19 protein-coding genes are annotated in these 20,458 nt (G+C 66.2%); 9 read left to right on the top strand and 10 right to left on the bottom strand.

Translation table 11 applies throughout. The annotated features are described in order from the left end of the window. The first annotated feature begins 43 nt into the window (after positions 1-43). Together CLU87_RS05425 and CLU87_RS05420 are read left to right on the top strand one after the other, a co-directional pair. Positions 44-325 (top strand): VF530 family DNA-binding protein, encoded by a 282-nt coding sequence (locus CLU87_RS05425; RefSeq protein ID WP_056061753.1) that lies wholly within the window; start codon positions 44-46, stop codon positions 323-325. Beyond that, positions 322-831 (top strand): hypothetical protein, encoded by a 510-nt coding sequence (locus CLU87_RS05420; protein WP_099729783.1) that lies wholly within the window; start codon positions 322-324, stop codon positions 829-831. The genes CLU87_RS05425 and CLU87_RS05420 overlap by 4 nt, the downstream gene beginning before the upstream one ends. Here CLU87_RS05420 and CLU87_RS05415 read toward each other — a convergent pair. From CLU87_RS05415 to CLU87_RS05400, 4 genes are all read right to left on the bottom strand, one after another. Further along, complete coding sequence (locus CLU87_RS05415) at positions 797-1,756, bottom strand: alpha-E domain-containing protein (RefSeq protein WP_099729782.1); 960 nt, start codon at positions 1,754-1,756, stop codon at positions 797-799. The genes CLU87_RS05420 and CLU87_RS05415 overlap by 35 nt on opposite strands. Beyond that, positions 1,750-1,896 (bottom strand): alpha-E domain-containing protein, encoded by a 147-nt coding sequence (locus CLU87_RS05410; protein WP_099729781.1) that lies wholly within the window; start codon positions 1,894-1,896, stop codon positions 1,750-1,752. Before CLU87_RS05410 ends, CLU87_RS05415 begins: the two co-directional genes overlap by 7 nt. A gap of 2 nt (positions 1,897-1,898) precedes the next feature. Further along, positions 1,899-3,434: a circularly permuted type 2 ATP-grasp protein gene (locus CLU87_RS05405; RefSeq protein WP_099729780.1), complete on the bottom strand. Its 1,536-nt coding sequence runs from the start codon at positions 3,432-3,434 to the stop codon at positions 1,899-1,901. 85 nt (positions 3,435-3,519) lie between these two features. Beyond that, positions 3,520-6,087, bottom strand: coding sequence for a DNA internalization-related competence protein ComEC/Rec2 (locus CLU87_RS05400; protein WP_099729779.1), 2,568 nt, complete (start codon positions 6,085-6,087; stop codon positions 3,520-3,522). 136 nt (positions 6,088-6,223) lie between these two features. Between CLU87_RS05400 and CLU87_RS05395 the strand changes: the two genes are divergently transcribed. Then, on the top strand, positions 6,224-6,682 hold the full coding sequence (locus CLU87_RS05395) for a RidA family protein (RefSeq protein WP_008906002.1): 459 nt from the start codon (positions 6,224-6,226) through the stop codon (positions 6,680-6,682). A gap of 136 nt (positions 6,683-6,818) precedes the next feature. Here CLU87_RS05395 and CLU87_RS05390 read toward each other — a convergent pair whose 3' ends face one another. The 4 genes from CLU87_RS05390 to CLU87_RS05375 all read right to left on the bottom strand — a co-directional run bounded on the left by CLU87_RS05390 (position 6,819) and on the right by CLU87_RS05375 (position 14,119). After that, complete coding sequence (locus CLU87_RS05390; protein ID WP_099729778.1) at positions 6,819-8,609, bottom strand: methyl-accepting chemotaxis protein; 1,791 nt, start codon at positions 8,607-8,609, stop codon at positions 6,819-6,821. A 293-nt stretch (positions 8,610-8,902) separates the two neighbouring features. After that, the gene (gene parC / locus CLU87_RS05385) at positions 8,903-11,260 is read right to left on the bottom strand and encodes a DNA topoisomerase IV subunit A (RefSeq protein ID WP_099729777.1); all 2,358 of its coding nucleotides are present in this window, start codon (positions 11,258-11,260) and stop codon (positions 8,903-8,905) included. Then, on the bottom strand, positions 11,257-12,105 hold the full coding sequence (locus CLU87_RS05380) for a lytic transglycosylase domain-containing protein (protein ID WP_099732050.1): 849 nt from the start codon (positions 12,103-12,105) through the stop codon (positions 11,257-11,259). Before CLU87_RS05380 ends, parC begins: the two co-directional genes overlap by 4 nt. A gap of 31 nt (positions 12,106-12,136) precedes the next feature. Next, the gene (locus CLU87_RS05375; RefSeq protein WP_099729776.1) at positions 12,137-14,119 is read right to left on the bottom strand and encodes a DNA topoisomerase IV subunit B; all 1,983 of its coding nucleotides are present in this window, start codon (positions 14,117-14,119) and stop codon (positions 12,137-12,139) included. A 158-nt stretch (positions 14,120-14,277) separates the two neighbouring features. Between CLU87_RS05375 and CLU87_RS05370 the strand changes: the two genes are divergently transcribed. From CLU87_RS05370 to CLU87_RS05350, 6 genes are all read left to right on the top strand, one after another. Beyond that, positions 14,278-15,495 carry an MFS transporter gene (locus CLU87_RS05370; protein WP_099729775.1) on the top strand — a complete coding sequence of 406 codons (1,218 nt, stop codon included), beginning with the start codon at positions 14,278-14,280 and terminating at the stop codon, positions 15,493-15,495. Between the two features lie 19 nt (positions 15,496-15,514). Further along, complete coding sequence (locus CLU87_RS23315) at positions 15,515-15,670, top strand: hypothetical protein (RefSeq protein ID WP_199170798.1); 156 nt, start codon at positions 15,515-15,517, stop codon at positions 15,668-15,670. Between the two features lie 89 nt (positions 15,671-15,759). After that, positions 15,760-16,314, top strand: a complete 555-nt coding sequence (locus CLU87_RS05365; RefSeq protein WP_099729774.1) for a bifunctional 2-polyprenyl-6-hydroxyphenol methylase/3-demethylubiquinol 3-O-methyltransferase UbiG — start codon at positions 15,760-15,762, stop codon at positions 16,312-16,314. Between the two features lie 30 nt (positions 16,315-16,344). Continuing rightward, the gene (gene dapA / locus CLU87_RS05360; RefSeq protein ID WP_056061726.1) at positions 16,345-17,241 is read left to right on the top strand and encodes a 4-hydroxy-tetrahydrodipicolinate synthase; all 897 of its coding nucleotides are present in this window, start codon (positions 16,345-16,347) and stop codon (positions 17,239-17,241) included. Positions 17,242-17,288: 47 nt separating this feature from the next. Next, the gene (gene bamC / locus CLU87_RS05355; protein WP_099729773.1) at positions 17,289-18,386 is read left to right on the top strand and encodes an outer membrane protein assembly factor BamC; all 1,098 of its coding nucleotides are present in this window, start codon (positions 17,289-17,291) and stop codon (positions 18,384-18,386) included. Positions 18,387-18,492: 106 nt separating this feature from the next. Continuing rightward, positions 18,493-19,275 carry an MBL fold metallo-hydrolase gene (locus CLU87_RS05350; protein ID WP_099732049.1) on the top strand — a complete coding sequence of 261 codons (783 nt, stop codon included), beginning with the start codon at positions 18,493-18,495 and terminating at the stop codon, positions 19,273-19,275. A 123-nt stretch (positions 19,276-19,398) separates the two neighbouring features. Here CLU87_RS05350 and CLU87_RS05345 read toward each other — a convergent pair whose 3' ends face one another. Continuing rightward, the gene (locus CLU87_RS05345) at positions 19,399-19,674 is read right to left on the bottom strand and encodes a hypothetical protein (protein ID WP_082522412.1); all 276 of its coding nucleotides are present in this window, start codon (positions 19,672-19,674) and stop codon (positions 19,399-19,401) included. 251 nt (positions 19,675-19,925) lie between these two features. Continuing rightward, positions 19,926-20,447: a hypothetical protein gene (locus tag CLU87_RS05340; RefSeq protein WP_099729772.1), complete on the bottom strand. Its 522-nt coding sequence runs from the start codon at positions 20,445-20,447 to the stop codon at positions 19,926-19,928. Between the last annotated feature and the right edge of the window lie 11 nt (positions 20,448-20,458).

Here is a 20,458-nt window from a genome sequence, read left to right as displayed (position 1 = left end):
CCCTCAGGGCGTGTTCACGCTCCCAGTCTGTATGCTTGGAGCCATGAGCACTCCAGAGACCCCGCCACCCGCCCCACCGGCCAACAAGCCCACCCAGCCGCGCAACCCCCTGCACGGCGTGACACTCGAAGCCATGGTCGTGGGCCTGGCCGACTACTTTGGCTGGGATGAGCTGGGGCGGCAGATTCCCATCCGCTGCTTCCAGATCGACCCCAGCGTGGGCTCCAGCCTCAAGTTCCTGCGCAAGACCCCCTGGGCGCGCGAGAAGGTCGAAAGCCTCTACCTCTTCATGTTGCGGGACCAGCGGCGCAACGCGCAAGAATGACCAGCGATGCGCGCAGCCGTACCGCAAAAACGCCCAATCAGGCAGCGCATTCGGCACAGCTGAGCGCGCGGTATCGCAACTTTCTGGTACCACTGCTGGCGCTGGGCGCCATGGGCGGTTTCAACGCGCTGCTGGTGGCCCGGTCTGGAGCCGGTGATGCTGGCTGGTGGCCGGTGGCCTGGCTGGCCACCGTGTTCCTGGGGGTGTTCTTCAGTGCGGCCTTCATGGCGATGGCGGGCCGCCGCAAGCTGCCGGTCGCCTACGGCATCGCGGTGGGCACGCTGGTGGGCCTGGGGCTTACCGCCTGTGGCGTACTGCAGGCCCACCTGCACGCGCCGTGGGGTGCAACCCTGCCCGCCTGGTTAGCGTGGTTCAGCAGCCCCCAGGCAAGGGCCTGGCTGGGCTCTCCCTGGGCCCCGCTGCTTCCCTACGCAGCAGGGCTGGCCTGGCATGGCGCCGCCCTGCTGGTTTTCAATCGCCGGACGTCACCAGAAAATCGCGGCTGATGCCGCCACCCAGGTCGTTCACCCGGTCCAGGAACTGCGTGAGGAACGCGTGCAGCCCGGTCGCCAGGATCTCGTCGATGCGGCCGTACTGCAGATCGGCCAGCAGGCGCCCTGCCCTGCGGCTGGTCTCGGCAGACTGCCCGTTGGCCAGCACGGCCAGGTTGTCCACCACCTCGCGCAGGCACGCGTGCAGCGAGCGCGGCATGTCGCGGCTCAGGATCAGCAGGTCGGCCACGCGGCCCGGCGTGATCACGTCGCGGTAGACCTTGCGGTACACCTCGAACGCCGACACGCTGCGCAAGATGGCGCTCCAGTGGTAGAAGTCGCTTTCCTGGTTGCGGTCACTGGGGCGGCCAAAAAAGTCGTTCTTGACCGCGTGGAACTTCACATCCAGCAGGCGCGCGGTGTTGTCCGCGCGCTCCAGGAAGGTGCCCATGCGCAAGAAGTGAAACGCCTCGTCCTGCAGCATCGTGCCCAGCACCACGCCGCGTGAGAGGTGCGAGCGGTACTTCACCCATTCAAAGAACTGGCCTGGGTCGCGCTCAAACGCGCCGCCTTCCAGTTGCCGGTGCAGTTCCAGCCAGGTCTGGTTCTGCGTCTCCCACACCTCGGTGGTGAGCGCGCCGCGCACGGCCCGCGCGTTCTCGCGTGCGGCGCGCAGGCACGACAGGATGGACGACGGGTTGTTGCCGTCGTGCACCATGAACTCCAGCACGTTGGCGGGCGTCACTTCACCATACTTGGCGGTGTACGCAGGGATCAGCTCGCTGATGGACAGCAGGCCCTCCCAGCCTTTTTGCGCCACATCGGCAGCCTGGGGCAACAGGGAGGTCTCGTAGCTCACATTGAGCATTCTTGCTGTGTTCTCTGCCCGCTCTGTATATCGGGACATCCAGAACAGATGATCGGCAGTGCGACTTAGCATTTTTCCTCCCCGGGCAGAGAACCCAGCGCGTGCTGCGCACGCTGGCTGTGTTGTGGTGAAACCCCGCTTTCGGCGGCGTTTTCAGCTCGCTCGGTGTAGCGGGACATCCAGAACAGATGGTCGGCGGTGCGGCTCAGCATGTTCAGAGGCTCCCTTGCGATTGACTTTGCGACTGACCTTGTCCCTGCGATTGCGACTGGGATTGCACTGCCTTGGGTTGCGCTGCGGGCGTACCCTCTCCCAGCACCCAGGTGTCCTTGGTGCCGCCGCCCTGCGACGAATTCACCACCAGCGAGCCCTCTTGCAGCGCCACGCGCGTGAGGCCGCCGGCGGCCATCTGCACCTCGCGACCGCTGAGCACAAAGGGGCGCAGGTCGATGTGGCGGGGAGCGATGCCGCTTTCCACATACGTGGGACAGCTCGACAGGCTGAGCGTGGGCTGCGCAATGTAGCCCGCCGGGTTGGCCAGCAACGCGCGGCGAAAGTCCTCGATCTCGGCCTGCGTGGCTGCAGGGCCGATGAGCATGCCGTAGCCGCCAGCACCGTGCACCTCCTTCACCACCAGGTCCTTGAGGTTGGCCAGCACATGCTGCAAGTCGTCCTGCTTGCGGCACATCCAGGTGGGCACGTTCTTCAGGATGGGCTCCTCGCCCAGGTAGAAGCGGATCATCTCCGGCACATAGGGGTAGACGGACTTGTCGTCCGCCACGCCCGTGCCCACAGCGTTGCAGATGCCCACGTTGCCCGCGCGGTAAGCCTCCATGAGGCCGTAGCAGCCCAGGGTGGAATTGCGGCGGAAGACTTGGGGGTCGAGGAAGTCATCGTCCACGCGGCGATAGATCACGTCCACCCGCTGCAGGCCGCGTGTGGTGCGCATGTACACGAACTTGTCCTTGACCACCAGATCCTGGCCCTCCACCAGCTCCACACCCATCTGCTGGGCCAGGAAGGCGTGCTCGAAGTACGCACTGTTGTGCATGCCGGGCGTGAGTACCACCACCGTGGGCTCATCCGCCGTGGCGGGGGCGCTGGCGCGCAGGGTTTCGAGCAGCATGTCGGGGTAGTGGGCCACCGGCGCCACCTTGTGCAGGCTGAACAGCTCTGGGAACAGCCGCATCATCATCTTGCGGTTTTCGAGCATGTAGCTCACACCGCTGGGCACGCGCAGGTTGTCTTCGAGCACGTAGTACTCACCATTGCCCTGGGCATCGGGGGCGCGCACGATGTCGATGCCTGCGATGTGCGCGTAAATGTCCTGCGGCACATGCACGCCGGCCATCTCGGGGCGGTACTGCGCGTTGTTGAGGATGAGATCGGCGGGCACGATGCCGGCGCGGATGATGTCCTGGCCGTGGTAGACGTCGTGGATGAAACGGTTGAGCGCCGTGACACGCTGCACCAGCCCCTGCTGCATGCTGGCCCACTCGTGGGCCGGAATGATGCGGGGGATCAGGTCGAACGGGATCAACCGCTCGTTGCCTGCGCCGCCTTCGTCCTTGGCGCCGTAGACGGCGAAGGTGATGCCCACGCGCCGGAAGATCATCTCGGCTTCGGCCCTGCGGGCCTGCATCACGTCAGGGGGCTGTTTGCTCAACCACTGCGCATAGCGCTTGTAGTGTTCCCGCACGTCGCTGCCATCAAACGGCAGCATGGCGTACATCTCGTCAAATTTCTGCATGAACGGGCCTCCTGCGATCAGGATAGCAAGTTGTGAGCCCACCCCCGCCCAACACCCCTGGCGGCGCTGCGCCATCGGCCCCGAATCAGTCGTCCCGTGGCACCATGCGGTGCTGCCAGTAGTGCTCGCCGGTGTCGCGTTCGCAGGCCACCTGCCCAGGCTGCGACGAGGACCAGCGGGCGGCCCCGCAGCGCGACGATTCCACCACCGCAATCTGGCGCGCACGGTAGCGCTGCAGCACATCCGGCGCCGGATGACCGAAGCGGTTGCGATAACCAGCCTGCACCAAAGCGGTGCGCGGCTGGACAGCTTCCAGAAAAGCCGCCGACGACGAGGTCTTGCTGCCGTGGTGCGGCACCAGCAGCAGGTCGGCTCGCAAGGGCGCGCTGCGCGCCAGCAAGGCTTGCTCCTGCGGTGCCTCGATGTCGCCCACCAGCAGGGCCGTCCCGCCCTCGGGCCCGGCGGCCATGATGCGCAGCACGCAGCTGAGTGCATTGGGACGCGGGGCCTTGGCCGCCACAGGGGCTTCGTCACCGGGCAGCGGATGCAGCACCTCAAAAGCCACGCCATCCCACTCCCAGCGCTGGCCTGCCAGGCAGGGCGTGCTGGGGCGCAAGCGCTGCAGGGCGTGCTCGGCTTCGATGGAGCCGGTCAGTTCGGCGCCCGGCTGCTGGGCCAGCACGGCCGCTGCACCGCCTGTGTGGTCGGCATCGCGGTGGCTGAGCATGAGCACATCCACCTGCTCCCCCAGCGCCCGCAGCAGCGGCACCAGCACGCGGTGGCCCGCATCGCTCTCGCGGCTGAAGCGCGGCCCCGCGTCATACAGCAGGGTGTGCGTGGCCGTGCGCACCAGCACGGCATTGCCCTGGCCGATGTCGGCGGCCAGCAGCTCCAACTGCCCCGCGACCGGCCGCTCCGGCTGCCACCACAACACCGGCAGCAGCAGGGGCAACGCCAGCAAACGCAGGCGCCAGGGCAGGCGCATGGCCAAGAGCGCGCCCCCAGCCACCGCCGCCACACCCGCCCACAGCGGCGCGGCAGGCAAAAACACAGCGGCCCAGGGCCACTGCGCCAGCCACTGCAGCAACGCGGTGAACGGCTGCAGGCTGAGGGCCGCCGCACTCCACAGCGGCGCCCACAACACGCCCCCCAGCGCCAGCGGCGTGACCACCAGCGTCACCCAGGGGATGGCTACCAGGTTGGCGACAAAACCCACCAGCGACACCTGGCCAAACAGCAGCAAGCCCAGGGGCGTGAGCGCCAGAGTGACCACCCACTGCTCGCGCACTAAGGCATAAAAATGGCCTGTAGCGCCAGTGCTACTTTCCCCTTTAGCTATTGGATTAGTAGCAAAAAGAACGCCCACTGCCACAAAGCTCAGCCAGAAACCTGCCTGTGCCAGCGCCCAGGGGTCCAGCACCACCACGGCCCCACAGGCCAGCAGCCACACCTGGGGCCAGGGCCAGCGGCGTCCGCTCAGCTGCAGCAGCCCCACGATGGCCAGCATGGTCACGGTGCGCTGCGCGGGCACGCCCCAGCCGCTGAACAGGGCGTAGGCCGTGGCCAGCAGCACACCCGACACCAGTGCGGCGGATTGCGCAGGCACCGCCAGGCTCAACCGGGGCGAGCGCCGCCACAACGCCCGCACCACCAGCGCCGCCAGCCAGGCGAACAGCGTGATGTGGAGACCCGAAATGCTCATGAGGTGGGCCACCCCGGTGGCACGGAACACATCCCAGTCTGCTCGGTCAATGGCACGCTGGTCGCCGGTGACCAGCGCCGCCACCACGCCCGCCGTGCGCGTGCGGGTGGGGTCGGCGATGTCATTGCCCGAGCCATCCTGCCCGAATACCAGGCGCTCCAGGATGGCGTCCCGCACGCGCTGGCGCAGCTGCTCCACCGGGTACTGCCAGGTGGCGGCCACACGCACCGGCGGCTCGTCCTTGGGGCCCGCGCGCACGTAGCCCGTGGCCTGCAGGCCCTGCTCCCACATCCACAGTTCGTAGTCAAAGCCATGCGGGTTGCGCAGGCCATGGGGCGCCTTCAGGCGCACGGTGATCTGCCACCGCTCGCCCGCACGCACCGGGGCGGGCTGGCGTTGCAGATCCAGCACCTCGCCCGCACCGCCGAAAGCGCCGCCATACCAGGCCACATCCACCAGGGGCGGCAAGGACACCGGCGCGCCTTGCAGCGTCGCTCCCTCCACCACCATGCGCCAGCGGGTGCCCGCCTCGTTGATCTGCGGCATGGCGGCCGCCACGCCAGTGATGCGCAGGTCCTTGCCCTCCAACGCTGCCGGCAATGCCTGCGCCTGGTAGGCCACGGCCCGCAGGCCGGTGCCTCCCGCCATGGCCAGCGCCCCCGCCAGCAACATCAGCCAGGGCGCCATGGCGATGGCACTGCGAGCCCAGCGAAGCCCGGGGCGCCGCCGCGCGGCGGCCACCGCACCACCGCCCAGCAGCAGACCAGCCCCCAACAGCCACCCATAGGCCGCAGCGGACCACAGCATGGGCTGCTGCAGCTGCAGCGCAGCCCCGGCCACCACGCCCAGCAACACAGCGGGCAGGAGCCACGGACGCGGGGGCAATGGCCCCTCCACGCCCCAGCCTGTGGCGGACAGCGTCGTGGCATTAGAGGCGCTTATGGCGGACATGCGCTGATGCTAATGCGCCGCCAGGGCCTGCCACGTCGGCGCGATGGTGGGGTGCTGTGTAACACTTACCGCGCTCGGCGGCCTGCGCACCAGACCGCTCTCGTCTATCCACCCACACTTCCTAACGAGGACCACCATGAGCGTTTACGACAAGCTGAAAGAACTCAACATCACCCTGCCCCCCGTGTCGGTGCCCGCCGCCGCCTACGTGCCCTATGTGCAGACGGGCAACCTGGTGTTCCTGAGCGGCCACATCGCTCGCAAGGACGGCAAGCCCTGGGCTGCACAGTTTGGCCGCGACATCGGCACCGAAGAAGGCAAGCAGGCTGCGCGTGCTGTGGCCATCGACCTGATGGGCACGCTGCAAGCCGCCTGCGGCGGCGACCTGAACCGTGTCAAACGCATCGTCAAGGTCATGAGCCTGGTGAACTCCACGGGCGACTTCACCGAGCAGCACCTGGTGACCAATGGCGCCAGCGAACTGCTGGGCCAAGTGTTTGGCGAGAAGGGCGTGCACGCCCGCAGCGCCTTCGGCGTGGCCCAGATCCCCATGGGCGCGTGCGTGGAGATCGAACTGATCGCCGAACTGGCCTGACCGCCGAACTGGCCTGACAGACCGCCCGCCCCAGCAAAAAACCCATGGCATCACTGCCATGGGTTTTTTGTTGCCCGTAAAGAGCAGGGTCCCGCCGCCTGGGTCTGCGACAGCCGGAGGCACCCACCTCAGCGTGTCAGAAAGATTCCCAGTCCTCGTCCGCCCCGGCCGTGGCACCGTGCTTGGCGCCTTGCTTCACGCCTGCCGATGATGAAGGCGATTTCGCCGGTGCCGCCGGGGCACTCGCAGTGCTGATGCGGGCTGCAGGGGCACCGCCCGCAGTGGCGGACGCTGCGGGCTTGTTGCGGGTGGCGGGCATGGTGGTTGTCGCCTTGGCCGCGCCGCGCGCGACCCCAATGGCGGCCTGTGCAGGCCCGTAGCTGGCGGCGTTGACCTTGAACATGGATACCTCGCGCGCCAGGTGATCAGCCTGCTCGCGCAGGCTTTGTGCTGCCGCAGCGCTTTCTTCCACCAGGGCGGCGTTCTGCTGGGTCATCTGGTCGAGGTTGCTGATCGCCTTGTTGACCTGCGACACCCCTGCGCTCTGCTCGGACGATGCGGCGGTGATCTCGCCGATCATGTCGGTCACGCGCTGCACCGACTGCACGATGTCGGTCATGGTCGTGCCCGCATCGGACACCAGGCGCGAGCCGGTCTCCACCTTCTCCACCGACGCGCTGATGAGCTGCTTGATCTCCTTGGCCGCCTCGGCACTGCGCTGGGCCAGGCTCCGCACCTCACTGGCCACCACGGCAAAGCCACGGCCTTGCTCGCCAGCACGCGCGGCCTCCACCGCCGCATTGAGCGCCAGGATGTTGGTCTGGAACGCAATGCCGTCGATCACGCCAATGATGTCTGCGATCTTCTTGCTGCTGTGGTTGATGTCCTCCATGGTGGCCACCACCTGGGTCACCACCTCACCGCCCCGGCGCGCCACGCCGGTGGCACCCGCGGCCAGGCTGCTGGCCTGCTGGGCGCTGCCCGCGCTTTGCTGGATGGTGCTGGTGAACTCCTCCATCGCGGCGGCCGTCTCCTGCAGGTTGCTGGAGGTCTGCTCGGTGCGGGCCGACAGGTCCTGGTTGCCGGTCGCGATCTCTGCGCTGGCGATGGCAATGCTGTCCGTGCTTTGGCGCACCTGGTGCACCATGCGCCCCAGCGCATTGCTCATGGCATAGAGCGAGCGCAACAGATCGCCAAACTCGTCGCTGCGCGTGACAGCCTCCTGCAGGCTCAGGTCGCCACCTGCAATGCGTTCGGCCAGTCCATTGGCCTGGGCCAAGGGCCGCTGGATGCTGCCAATCAGGTAATACGCCCCCACGATGATGGCCAGCAGCAGCAAGCCCACGGCCACCGCGGCGATCTTGACGGTGAGCATGCGTTCGGCCGCCATCGCCACCTGCGTCTCTGCGGCGTTCTTCTGCAGTTGGGCCACAAACTCGCGCAGAGCAGCGAGGTAGGCCGCCACGGAGGGGTTGTACTTCTGGTTGATCAGCGTCACGGCCTGATCTTGCTGACCGTCACTCTTGAGCTTTCGGGCCTCGCCACGCAGATCGATCATGGTCTTGCGGGCGGCCGCAATCTTGTTCATCTGGGCCTTGTCGGCGTCGGACAAGGCCATGGATTCGAGCGACTTCTGCACCTCGCTGATCTGGGCCGACGTGGCCGCAATGACGTCCTTGAACTCTGCTTCCACCGCTGGGTCGTTGCTCACGATCAGCGCCTGGGTGCGCGCTGCATTGGTTTCGGTCAACCCCGACCAGCGCAGGGCGGCCTGCACCCGCGCCTCCATGTCCTTGCTCACGGCATCGGCCTGGGCTTGCACTTTTGCCGAGCGGTAGGCCGCAAACCCCACCACGGCGACCAGCATGACCACGATCAGAATCACAGCCAGCCACAGCTTGTGGGCCATCCTCAATTGTTTAGGCATGGAGGTCTCCTGGAGTGTGTTTGTCACGAGATGTTGCTCGCTTTCCGACAATTGCACAAACCAGGAGCGGCCGCATGAGGGTCATCCCCAAGCATGATCGGAGGCGCCGCCAAAGGCGCCGGGTGCGGCAGACCCGTTTCGCGCACCCCGCTCCACTGGCAGCGGCGACGACTGAAGCGGCGAAAAAACGCAGCGATACGGCCCCGGCCGAGCGCTGCGCCGCAGGCAATGCTGCAGTACGGGTGTGGCTGCAGGACGCTGCAACAACGCCGGAGGCGTCGTGTGAGCTGTCCTTACTCGACGCGCGTCACTGCCTGGGGCTTGAAGCCCAGGTCTGCTGCCTTGCCCTTGCGGCCGCGCGCAGCACGGGCGTTGTTCAGGCTGCGGATCTCCAGCGTCTCATCACGCTGCTTGCCGCCCCGGCCCACGCCATCGAGGCGAATGCTGCGCGTGTAGGCCGCCGCGCCTGCGAGCTGGTCCTTGTCTTCCAGGTCGATCAGCATCAGCCCCCGGCCGCCATTGGCCATGGTTTTCAGCTCGGTGATCTCGAAGGTCAGGATGCGCCCACCCGTGGAAGCGCAGGCCACGTGCGTGGCCGGCAGCACCGGTTTGCTGCCCGTGGTGCCCGCAGCGTGCGACGGCACACACACGGTTTCACCCTCGCCCAGGGTGAGGAAGGCCTTGCCGCCCTTTTGGCGCGAGACCATGTTTTCCACCGCCGCCAGAAAGCCGTAGCCGCCCGAGTTGGACAACAGCAGCGTGGCGTTGGCTGGCCCCGCAAAGTAGTGCAGCAGTTGCGTGCCCGATTCCAGCTCGATGAGCGTGGTCACCGGCTGGCCGTCGCCACGCGCACCGGGCAGCAGCGACACGGCCACCGAGTAAACGCGGCCATTGCTGCCAAAGGCCAGCAGGGTATCCACCGTGCGGCACTCGAACGTGCCGTACAGCCCATCACCTGCCTTGAAGGCAAAGCTGGCGGCCTCATGGCCATGGCCGGTGCGGGCGCGCACCCAGCCTTTTTGCGAGACGACCACGGTCACAGGCTCGTCCACTACCTTCACCTCGGCCACGGCCTTTTTCTCGGCCTGGATGAGGGTGCGGCGTGCGTCGGCAAAGGTCTTCGCGTCCGCCTCGATCTCCTTGACCATGGTGCGGCGCAGCGAGCCGGGGTTGTTCAGGATGTCTTCGAGCTTGCCCTGGCTTTCGCGCAGTTCTTTCAGCTCTTGTTCGATCTTGATGGCTTCGAGCCGTGCGAGTTGGCGCAGGCGGATTTCGAGGATGTCCTCGGCCTGCCGGTCGCTCAGGTTGAAGCGCGCGATGAGCGCGGCCTTGGGCTCCTCGGCCGCACGGATGATCGCGATCACCTCGTCGATGTTGAGCAGCACGGTCTGCCGCCCTTCGAGGATGTGGATGCGGTCCAGCACCTTGTCCAGCCGGTGCTGGCTGCGGCGGGTGATGGTGGTCTGGCGGAAGGCAATCCACTCTTCCAGCATCACACGCAGCGACTTCTGCACGGGCTTGCCATCGAGCCCCACCATGGTGAGGTTGATGGGGGCCGAGGTTTCCAGGCTGGTGTGCGCCAACAGGGCGGTGATCAGCTCCTGCTGCGGGGTCTTGCCCGTCTTGGGCTCGAACACCAGGCGCACGGGCGCGTCTTTGCTCGATTCGTCGCGCACCACATCCAGCACAGCCAGCATGCTGGCCTTGAGCTGGGTCTGGTCTTGCGAGAGCGCCTTTTTGCCGGCCTTGACCTTGGGGTTGGTGATTTCCTCGATCTCTTCGAGCACCTTTTGCGTGCTCACGCCGGGCGGCAACTCGTTCACCACCAGCTGCCACTGGCCACGCGCCATGTCTTCGATCTTCCAGCGCGCGCGCACCTTGAGGCTGCCACGGCCGGTGCGGTAGGCATCGGCAATGTCGCCCGCGCTGCTGATGATCTGGCCGCCGCCGGGGTAGTCCGGGCCGGGCACCAGCGCGAGCAGGTCTTCCTGGCTCAGCGAGGGCGTCTTGATGAGCGCAATGCAGGCGTCTGCAATCTCGCGCAGGTTGTGGCTGGGGATCTCGGTGGCCAGGCCCACGGCAATGCCGCTGGCGCCGTTGAGCAGCGCGAACGGCAAGCGCGCGGGCAACTGGCGCGGCTCCTCCGTGCTTCCGTCGTAGTTGGGCATGAAATCGACCGTGCCTTCGTCGATCTCATCCAGCAGCAGGCTGGTGATGCGCGACAGGCGGGCCTCGGTGTAGCGCATGGCCGCAGCGCCGTCGCCGTCGCGGCTGCCGAAGTTGCCCTGGCCGTCGATCAGCGGGTAGCGCTGGGCAAAGTCCTGCGCCATGCGCACGAGCGCGTCATAGGCCGACTGATCGCCATGCGGGTGGAAGCGGCCCAGCACATCGCCCACCACGCGGGCGCTCTTGACCGGTTTGGCGGCCGTGTTGCGCGTGGGGCCGCTGTAGCCCAGGCCCATGCGGTCCATCGAATACAGAATGCGCCGCTGCACAGGCTTGAGGCCGTCGCACACATCGGGCAGCGCACGGCCCTTGACGACCGACAGCGCGTATTCGAGGTAGGCGCGCTGGGCATAGCCCGCCAGGCCCAGGGAGTCGCCCCCGTCGTCGCCTGCGGTGGTGAAATCGAGAGTGGGTTGGTCGCTCATTCGTTGGGTACAGTTTCTGGGTTCACGTTCTGGGGGGCGCTGCGGGTCTGCGCCACGCGGGTGGGCGGCAGGTTGCCCCGGTTCTGCGCGCCACCCGAAAGCTCCATGCGCACGCGGCCCGGCACGGCGCGTTGCGCCAGCACCGGGGCTGGGGGCTTGAGCTGGGCATACAGGCCCAGCACCGTGCGCACATAGTTCTGCGTTTCCTTGAAGGCCGGAATCTGGTTGCCCGCGCGCTGCACGGCGCCTTCGCCAGCGTTGTAGGCGGCAACAGCCAGGTCCATGCGGCCTGGAAACAGGTCCAGCAGGTGGCGCAGGTAGCGCGTGCCGGTGGGCACGTTCACGGCCGGGTCGGCCAGCTTTTGCTCCACCGTGCGTTTTGCATCCGTGCTCACGCCAAACCGGTTGGCCGTGGCGGGCATCACCTGCATCAGGCCCACGGCGCCCTTGGGCGACACGGCGGTGGCGTCAAAACCGGACTCGGTCGCGATCACGGCCTGCAGCAGCTCGTAGTCCACACCGTGTTTGGCGGACGCAGCGCGCAGGTGGTGTTTGACCCGCTTGTAGTCGGGCGCGATGTCAAAAAAAGCCAGCAGGCGCGCACCCGCTGCAGGCAGCGCGTAGGGCATGGGCGACGAATTGGGGGGCACATCCCGGGTCGAGTCAAAGTCATTGCCACGAAAAAACAGCTGGTAGCGCGCATCGACCTGCTCGGCCGCAAAGTGCGTCACGCCACGCTCGTCCACGTGCGCCCACAGGTCCGCATGGGCCATTTGCTGCACAAAACATAGCAGCAAACCCAATACAGACAAGCGCAGGGCACTGTTTTTAAGGGGATTTTTCATCACAAACACCGGATGGAGCGTGTCGATGCGGTCAGATATCGATCTCGACCGCATCGCCATGCAGCTCCATCAGCTCACGGCGCGCGGCGGCTTCGCCCTTGCCCATGAGCTTGGTGATGAGGCCTTCGGTGGCGGCAAAGTCCATGTCGCCCAGTTGCACGGGCAGCAGGCGGCGGGTGTCGGGGTTGAGCGTGGTTTCCCACAGCTGCTCGGCGTTCATCTCGCCCAGGCCTTTGAAGCGGCTGATCTGGCACTTCTCTTTCGGCACGCCGTCCTTGGCGCACTTGTCGAGGATGGCAGTCAGTTCGCCATCGTCCAGCGCATACATCTTGGCGGCGGGCTTCTTGCCGCGCGCGGGTACATCCACGCGGAACAGCGGCGGGCGCGCCACGTAGATGTGACCGGTTTCGATGAGCTTGGGGAAGTGGCGGAAGAAGAGCGTGAGCAGCAGCACCTGGATGTGCGAGCCGTCCACGTCGGCGTCACTCAGGATGCAAACCTTGCCGTAGCGCAGGCCGCTCAAATCCGGCGTGTCGTTGGGGCCATGCGGGTCCACGCCAATCGCCACCGAAATGTCGTGGATTTCGTTGTTGGCAAACAGGCGGTCGCGCTCGACCTCCCAGGTGTTGAGCACCTTGCCGCGCAGCGGCAGGATGGCCTGGCTTTCCTTGTCGCGGCCCATCTTGGCGCTGCCGCCAGCCGAGTCGCCCTCGACCAGGAAAACTTCGTTGTGGGCGATGTCCTTGCTTTCGCAGTCGGTGAGCTTGCCGGGCAACACGGCCACGCCCGAGCCCTTGCGTTTTTCAACCTTCTGCCCAGCCTTCTGGCGGGTTTGGGCAGCCTTGATGGCCAGCTCGGCGAGCTTCTTGCCGTATTCCACATGCTGGTTGAGCCAGAGTTCGAGCGCGGGGCGCACGAAGCCGCTGACCAGGCGCACGGCGTCGCGCGAGTTCAGGCGCTCCTTAATCTGGCCCTGGAACTGCGGGTCGAGCACCTTGGCCGAGAGCACATAGCTGGCGCGCGCAAACACGTCCTCGGGCAGCAGCTTCACGCCCTTGGGCAACAAGCTGTGCAGCTCGATAAAGCTCTTGACCGCGTTGAACAGGCCGTCGCGCAGGCCACTTTCGTGGGTGCCGCCCGCGCTGGTGGGGATCAGGTTGACGTAGCTCTCGCGCATGGGCTGGCCGTCTTCGGTAAAGGCCACCGCCCAGGCCGCCCCTTCGCCCTCGGCAAAGCTCTCGTTGCCGCTGTCGGCAAAACCCTCGCCTTCAAACAGCGGGATGACCGGGTCGCCGGTGAGCGTCTGCATCAGGTAGTCCCGCAGGCCGCCCTTGTACTGCCAGGTCTGCGTGTCGCGGGTTTTTTCGTTCACCAGCTGCACCGTCACGCCGGGCATGAGCACGGCCTTGCTGCGCAGCAGATGGGTCAGCTCGCCCATGGGCAGGGCACTGGATTCGAAATACTTGGCGTCGGGCCACACGCGCACCGAAGTGCCCTGCTTGCGCTCGCCCGCCTCCAGCGGGCGGGCGACCAAAGGCTCGATCACGTCACCGGCGGAGAACACCAGGCGCGCCGCCTTGCCTTCGCGGTAGCTGGTGGCCTCCAGCCGGGTGGCCAGGGCGTTGGTGACCGACACGCCCACGCCGTGCAGGCCGCCCGAGAAGCTGTAGGCACCGCCCTTGCCCTTGTCGAACTTGCCACCCGCATGCAGGCGGGTGAAGACCAGCTCGATCACCGGCGCGTTTTCTTCCGGGTGCAGACCAAACGGGATGCCCCGGCCGTCGTCCTCCACACTGACCGAGCCATCGGCATGCAGCGTGACGCGGATCTTCTTGCCGTGGCCGGCGAGGGCCTCATCGGCGGCGTTGTCCAGCACCTCCTGGATGATGTGCAGGGGGTTGTCGGTGCGGGTGTACATGCCCGGGCGCTGCTTGACGGGCTCCAGGCCCTTGAGCACGCGGATTGAGCCTTCGGAGTATTCGCTCGCGGAAACAGAAGAGGGTTTGGCTGCCATGGGGCGGATTGTAGTGCGGCACCGCAGCAATAGCTGGATAAATAACCAGCCCTTCAAACCGCTGCGCCAAGCGCTGCATTTTCTGCCGCCCCCACCGCCAACTGTATTGGTCGCGGGTGTATCAGCGCGTTTCGTCCAATCTGGCTACATTCCTGCGCATGCATATGAATCCTCCCAAACTATCCATGTTCCAGGTGCTGGCGTGCGGCGCGGCCATCGTGACCCTGTCCATGGGCACCCGCCACGGGTTCGGGCTGTGGCTGCTTCCCATCACCCAGGAAATGGGCTGGACGCGCCAGTCGTTCGCCCTGGCCATCGCCATCCAGAACCTGTCCTGGGGCGTGATCGGGATTTTTGCGGGCATGGCGGCCGACCGGTTTGGGGCCTTCCGCGTGCTGCTCGGCGGTGCAGCCCTGTATGCCCTGGGCCTGGCGGGCATGGCGCTGTCGCCCACGCCCATGCTGTTTGCGCTGACGGCCGGTGTGCTGATTGGCGCGGCGCAGGCGGGCACCACCTATGCGGTGATCTATGGTGTGCTGGGGCGGCAGATTGCGCCCGAAAAACGCTCCTGGGCCATGGGCGTGGCAGCGGCGGCGGGTTCGTTCGGGCAGTTCCTGATGGTGCCGGTCGAAGGCTGGCTGATTGCAGGCCTGGGCTGGCAGCAGGCCTTGCTGGTGCTGTCGATGGCAGTGCTGCTGATCGTGCCGCTGGCCTTTGGCCTGCGGGAGCCGGGCTTCAAGGGTGCGGCCCCGGTCAAGCGCGAGCAGACCATTGCGCAGGCGCTGGGCGAGGCCTTCCGCTACCCCAGCTTCAACCTGCTGATGGCCGGTTACTTTGTGTGCGGCTTTCAGGTGGTGTTCATTGGCGTGCACATGCCCAGCTACCTCAAGGACCATGGCCTGTCGCCCCAGGTGGCCAGCTATGCGCTGGCGCTGATCGGACTGTTCAATGTGTTTGGCACCTACATCGCGGGCACGCTGGGCCAGCGCATGCCCAAGCGCCACATCCTCGCTTTCATCTACTTTGCCCGCGCGGTGGCGATCAGCATCTTTTTGCTGGTACCGCTGTCGCCGCTGTCGGTGTACGTGTTCTCGGCGGTGATGGGCGCGCTGTGGCTGTCCACCGTGCCGCCCACCAACGCCACCATTGCACAAATCTTCGGGGTGCAGCACCTGTCCATGCTGGGCGGCTTTGTGTTCTTCAGCCACCAGATCGGCAGCTTCCTGGGCGTCTGGCTGGGCGGCTATCTGTATGACGCCACCGGCAGCTACGATATCGTGTGGTACATCGCGATCGGCCTGGGCATTTTTGCCGGGCTGGTGAACCTGCCAGTCAAGGAAAGCCCGATCGCGCGCCACGCCCCACAACCCGCCTGACCTGTTTGTCCCCCCCTGCATGAGCCACACCACCCCGCCCCGCAAACCCGCGCCGCGTGCCCTGCGCTGGCTGGGCGGTGCCGTGGCCGTGCTGCTGTGCTTGGTGGTGTTTGGCTTGTACACCGTGCCCGAATTCATGGTGCTGCTGGCCGACCAGATGTGGGCGTGTTTTTGACACCCTTGGCGGGATTTTCAAGCGTTTTTGGCCGCAAGCGCTAGTGGATCATGCGCAGGCAGCTATCATTTTTATAGTTCATGCACGGTATGCACGGTACAGAAGCCCCTTCGGAATGGGTGTGGCGCTGGAGCCACCTGATCGCCCCCCACAGCACCGTGCTGGACGTAGCCTGCGGCGCAGGGCGCCACCTGCGCCATCTGCGGAAACTGGGGCACACCGTGGTCGGCGTGGACCGGTCCGCCGAGGCGCTGGCCGCCTGCGAAGGGCTGGGCGAGCTGGTGCAGGCTGACATCGAAAACGGCCCCTGGCCTTTTGCAGGCCGCCAGTTTGGCGGCGTGGTTGTCACCAACTACCTGTGGCGCCCCTTGCTGCCCACCATCGTGGCCAGCGTGGCGCCGGGCGGGGTGCTGTTCTACGAAACGTTCGCCCAGGGCAACGAAACCGTGGGGCGCCCGGCGCGGGCGGAGTTCCTGCTCGCGCACGGCGAACTGCTGCAGGCATGCCAGGACCTGCGCGTGGTGGCTTATGAGGACGGCTTCATCGACGAACCCGCGCGTTTCGTGCAACGCATCACGGCCGTACGGGAACTCCCGCAGGCGGGTGGACCCTCACGACATCTTTTGTCTACCGGGGCTAGTTAGAATGCCCTTTTACCGTTTACCACTGCGGACATGACTTCTTCTTCCGTGCCACTCACCGGCAGCATCGTCGCCCTCGTCACTCCCATGCACGAGGACGGTAGCGTGGACTACCCCACCTTGCGCAAACTGATCGACTGGCACATCGCCGAAGGCACTGATTGCATCGGCGTGGTGGGCACCACGGGCGAGTCCCCCACGGTGAACGTCGAAGAACACTGCGAAATCATCCGCGTGGCCGTGGAACAGTCTGCCAAGCGCGTGCCCATCATGGCCGGCTGCGGCGCCAACTCCACCGCCGAGGCCATTGAGCTGGCCAAGTTCGCGCGCGGCGTGGGTGCCGACAGCCAGCTGCAGGTCGTGCCCTACTACAACAAGCCCACCCAAGAGGGCCAGTACCAGCATTTCAAGGCGATTGCAGAAGCCACTGGCGACCTGCCCATCGTGCTGTACAACGTGCCCGGCCGCTCGGTGGCCGATATGCAGCACGACACCGTGCTGCGCCTGGCCCAGGTGCCCGGCGTGATCGGCATCAAGGAAGCCACCGGCAACATCGAGCGTGCCCAGTGGCTCATCCGTGACGTGCCCAAGGGCTTTGGCGTGTACTCGGGCGACGACCCGACCGCCGTCGCCCTGATGCTGTGCGGCGGCCACGGCAACATCAGCGTGACGGCCAACGTGGCCCCGCGCCTGATGCACGAGCTGTGCGTGGCGGCACTGGCCGGCAACGTGCAACGCGCCATGCAGATCCAGTTTCAGCTGATGCCGGTGCACAAGCACCTGTTTGTCGAAGCCAACCCCATCCCGGTCAAGTGGGCCATGTCCCGCATGGGCCTGTGTGGTGGCACCATGCGCCTGCCCATGACGCCCCTGGCCAGCAGCAACGAGGCTGTGGTCGAGTCGGCACTGCGCACCAGCGGCCTGATCTAATCCGGGCTTTGCGCCCGCTCTCAGAGACACTTCCCAAGGATTTCCGCGTGAAAGCTGCTACCACCCGCCTGAGCCTGCTGGCTCTTGTCATGGCCCTGTCCGCCTGCTCCACCAGCATTCTGGAGGGCGACAAGATCGACTACAAGAGCGCCGCCAAGGGCTCGTCACTGGAAGTCCCCCCGGACCTCACCCAGCTGTCACGCGACTCCCGCTACGCCATGCCGGGTGGCTCGGTGTCTGCCGCTGCCATGCAGGCAGGCCAGGCCGCGCAGCCATCGGGCAACGCCAACGCGGCGGCCCTGTCGCTGGGCGACGTGCGGATCGAACGAGACGGCAGCCAGCGCTGGCTGGTGGTCAACCGCCCCGCCGACAAGCTGTGGGAGCCCGTGCGCGACTTCTGGCTGGAAAGCGGCTTCACGCTGGCCCAGTCCGAGGCCAACGTTGGCATCATGGAAACCGACTGGGCAGAGAACCGCGCCAAACTGCCCCAGGATTTCATCCGGTCCACCATCGGCAAGCTGATGGAGTCCCTGTACTCGACCGGCGAACGGGACAAGTTCCGCACCCGGCTGGAACGCAATGCCAATGGCAGTACCGAGATCTACATCACCCACCGCGGGATGGTCGAGGTCTATGGCAACGTCACCAAGGACAGCACCGTCTGGCAGCCCCGTCCATCCGACCCGGAACTCGAAACCGAATTCCTGCGCCGCCTGATGGTCAAGCTGGGCGTCAGTCAGGAGCAATCCAAGGCAGTGGCCGCAGCACCCGCGGCGCGTGCCCAGGCCGCCCGCATGGCCACGGTCAACAACGTGCCGGTGGTCCAGCTGGACGAGGGCTTTGACCGGTCCTGGCGCCGGGTGGGCCTGGCCCTGGACCGCACTGGCTTCACCGTGGAAGACCGCAACCGCAATGAGGGCACGTACTTCGTGCGCTACGTGGCTCCGGACACCGTGAAGAAAGAGCCCGGCTTCTTCAGCAAGCTGTTCAGCTCCACCTCCGCAACACCTCCGCTCAAGTACCGCATCGTGGTGCGCAGCCAGGGTGAGTCGACCACCGTGTCGGTGCTCAATGAGGCTGGCGCCCCCGAGTCCTCGGCCAATGCCGAGCGCATCGTGCGCGTGATTGCTGACGATCTGAAATAAGAGCCGGCCGCAGGCCGCCACCCACACCTCTGGAGCCCCCTCCGCCTTCTGGCGGACGGTGGCTCTGGTTTTTTGGGCCGCCACAAACCCATCCTTTCGCTCCGCCATGCTTCGATTCAAGAACCTGGGCAGCGGCAGCACCGGCAATGCCACGGTCGTCGAAGGCCGCAGTGGCAGCCAGGTTCGCCGCCTACTGATCGACTGCGGGCTCGGCATCCGGCAGCTGCAAGCCCGTCTGGCGCAAGCGCAGTTGCAGGTGGAAGACCTGGACGCCCTCTTCATCACCCACGAACACTCGGACCACATCGGCTGTGCCCAGACCGTGGCGCTGCGTTTTCGCATTCCCGTGTGGATGAGCGAGGGCACATACGCGGCCCTCGGTGCGCCAGACTTGGACGGCTTGCTGCGGGTGGCGCACGACATGGAAGCGATTGACATGGGCGCGTTCGAAGCCCGCCCCTTCACCGTGCCCCACGATGCCCGGGAGCCGCTGCAGCTGCGGTGCTCCGACGGCGCCGCACACTTGGGCGTGCTGACCGACCTGGGCCACGCCAGCCCCCATGTGCTGCAGCAGCTGCAGGGATGCCACGCCCTGTTGATCGAGGCCAATCACGACCCCGACATGCTGGCCGCGTCCCGCTACCCACCCTTCCTGAAACGCCGCGTAGGCGGGCTGTACGGCCACTTGGCCAACCCGGCGACGGCGGAGATCCTGCGTGCGGTGCAGCACGACAGCCTGCGGTGCGTAGTGGCAGCGCACCTGAGTGCGCAAAACAACCTCCCCGCACTCGCCCGCCAATCGCTCGCCGCCGCGCTGGGTTGGGCGGACGAGGAGATCCAGGTCGCCAGCCCCACCGAAGGCACTGATTGGCTCGACGTCAACCCTTGATGGCCCAGACCGGGCGTCCATAAATGTCTCACCCTGGCGAAGGGCATAAAAAAAGCCCCGGACCTTGCGGTGCGGGGCCGTGGCACAGGCCGACCTTGAGGTCAGCCCAGAGCCTGCAGCGATTTACTTGGCTGCGGAAGCGCCGGTAGCGGCGGTGGCAGCAGCGTCAGCAGCAGCCTTGGCAGCGTCAGCGGCAGGAGCAGAAGCGTCAGCAGCAGGTGCAGCGGCGGCAGGAGCAGCAGCGTCGGAAGCGGCAGGAGCTGCTGGCTCGGCGGCGGGAGCAGGTGCTGCGGCAGGAGCTTCCACAGGAGCGGGTGCTGGAGCGGGTTCTTCCTTCTTGCCACAAGCGGCGAGTGCAGCAGCAGCGATCAGGGCGGCCAGAACGAGAGAGTTCTTCATTTCGATTTTCCTATTTGGACAGACAGAATCTTGAAAAGCCACGGCGTCAGGCTTCCTGAGCCCATGCACGCATTGGCACAATGCACTTGGTTGCACCTTTTTGGGCACAGCCGCAGATTATATTGGTATTTAGTCAATACTGACTAACACTGACGAAAGCTTTACGCCAGCTTGACTTTGCGCAGTATCCCTCCGGGCGCGACTGCCGCGTGGCGCCATGCCAACGGGCGCTCCCCAAAGTGGGGCAAAGGCTACAGACCCAGTGTGGTGGAGGGAAAGCCGGGTGCGCTCTTGCTGCGCACCCATTCGTTGAGTGTCTCGTGCAGCAGCACCCGGCGATCGGCCTCGCTGCCGGTCACCCCCACGCAGCGCTCAGGATCGAGCCGGTGCAGCACCCATTGCGGCGACCACAGCGCGCTGGGCAGGTCCAGCGGGTCGGCGGCCGGGCTGCGGCGGCAGGTGATGATGTGGTCCCAGGTACCGCGCCAGCGCACAAAGCGGGCATGGCGGCGGATCACGTCGTCGTAGCTGCAGGCCAGCATGGTGAAGCGCCGGCCGCTGCGGGCCCAGTCCTGCAAACACTCGACCACCGCACGCTCGCCCAAGGGCCAGTCATGAAAGTGGGCATCGCTGATAAAAATCTCGTGCCAGCCGTCCCGCGCCGCCGTTGCAATGGCGTCGCGCACCAGTTGCTGAAACGCCTCACGTCCGCTGAATCGCCCACTGGGCAAGTCACGCAAAGGCTCGGCGGAGGGGGTTGCTGTGTCGGTCATCACTGGCTCCT

This window comes from Acidovorax sp. 59 (assembly GCF_002754175.1).
Lineage (GTDB): Bacteria > Pseudomonadota > Gammaproteobacteria > Burkholderiales > Burkholderiaceae_C > Acidovorax > Acidovorax delafieldii.
This window is presented reverse-complemented; position numbering and strand designations above follow the sequence as displayed.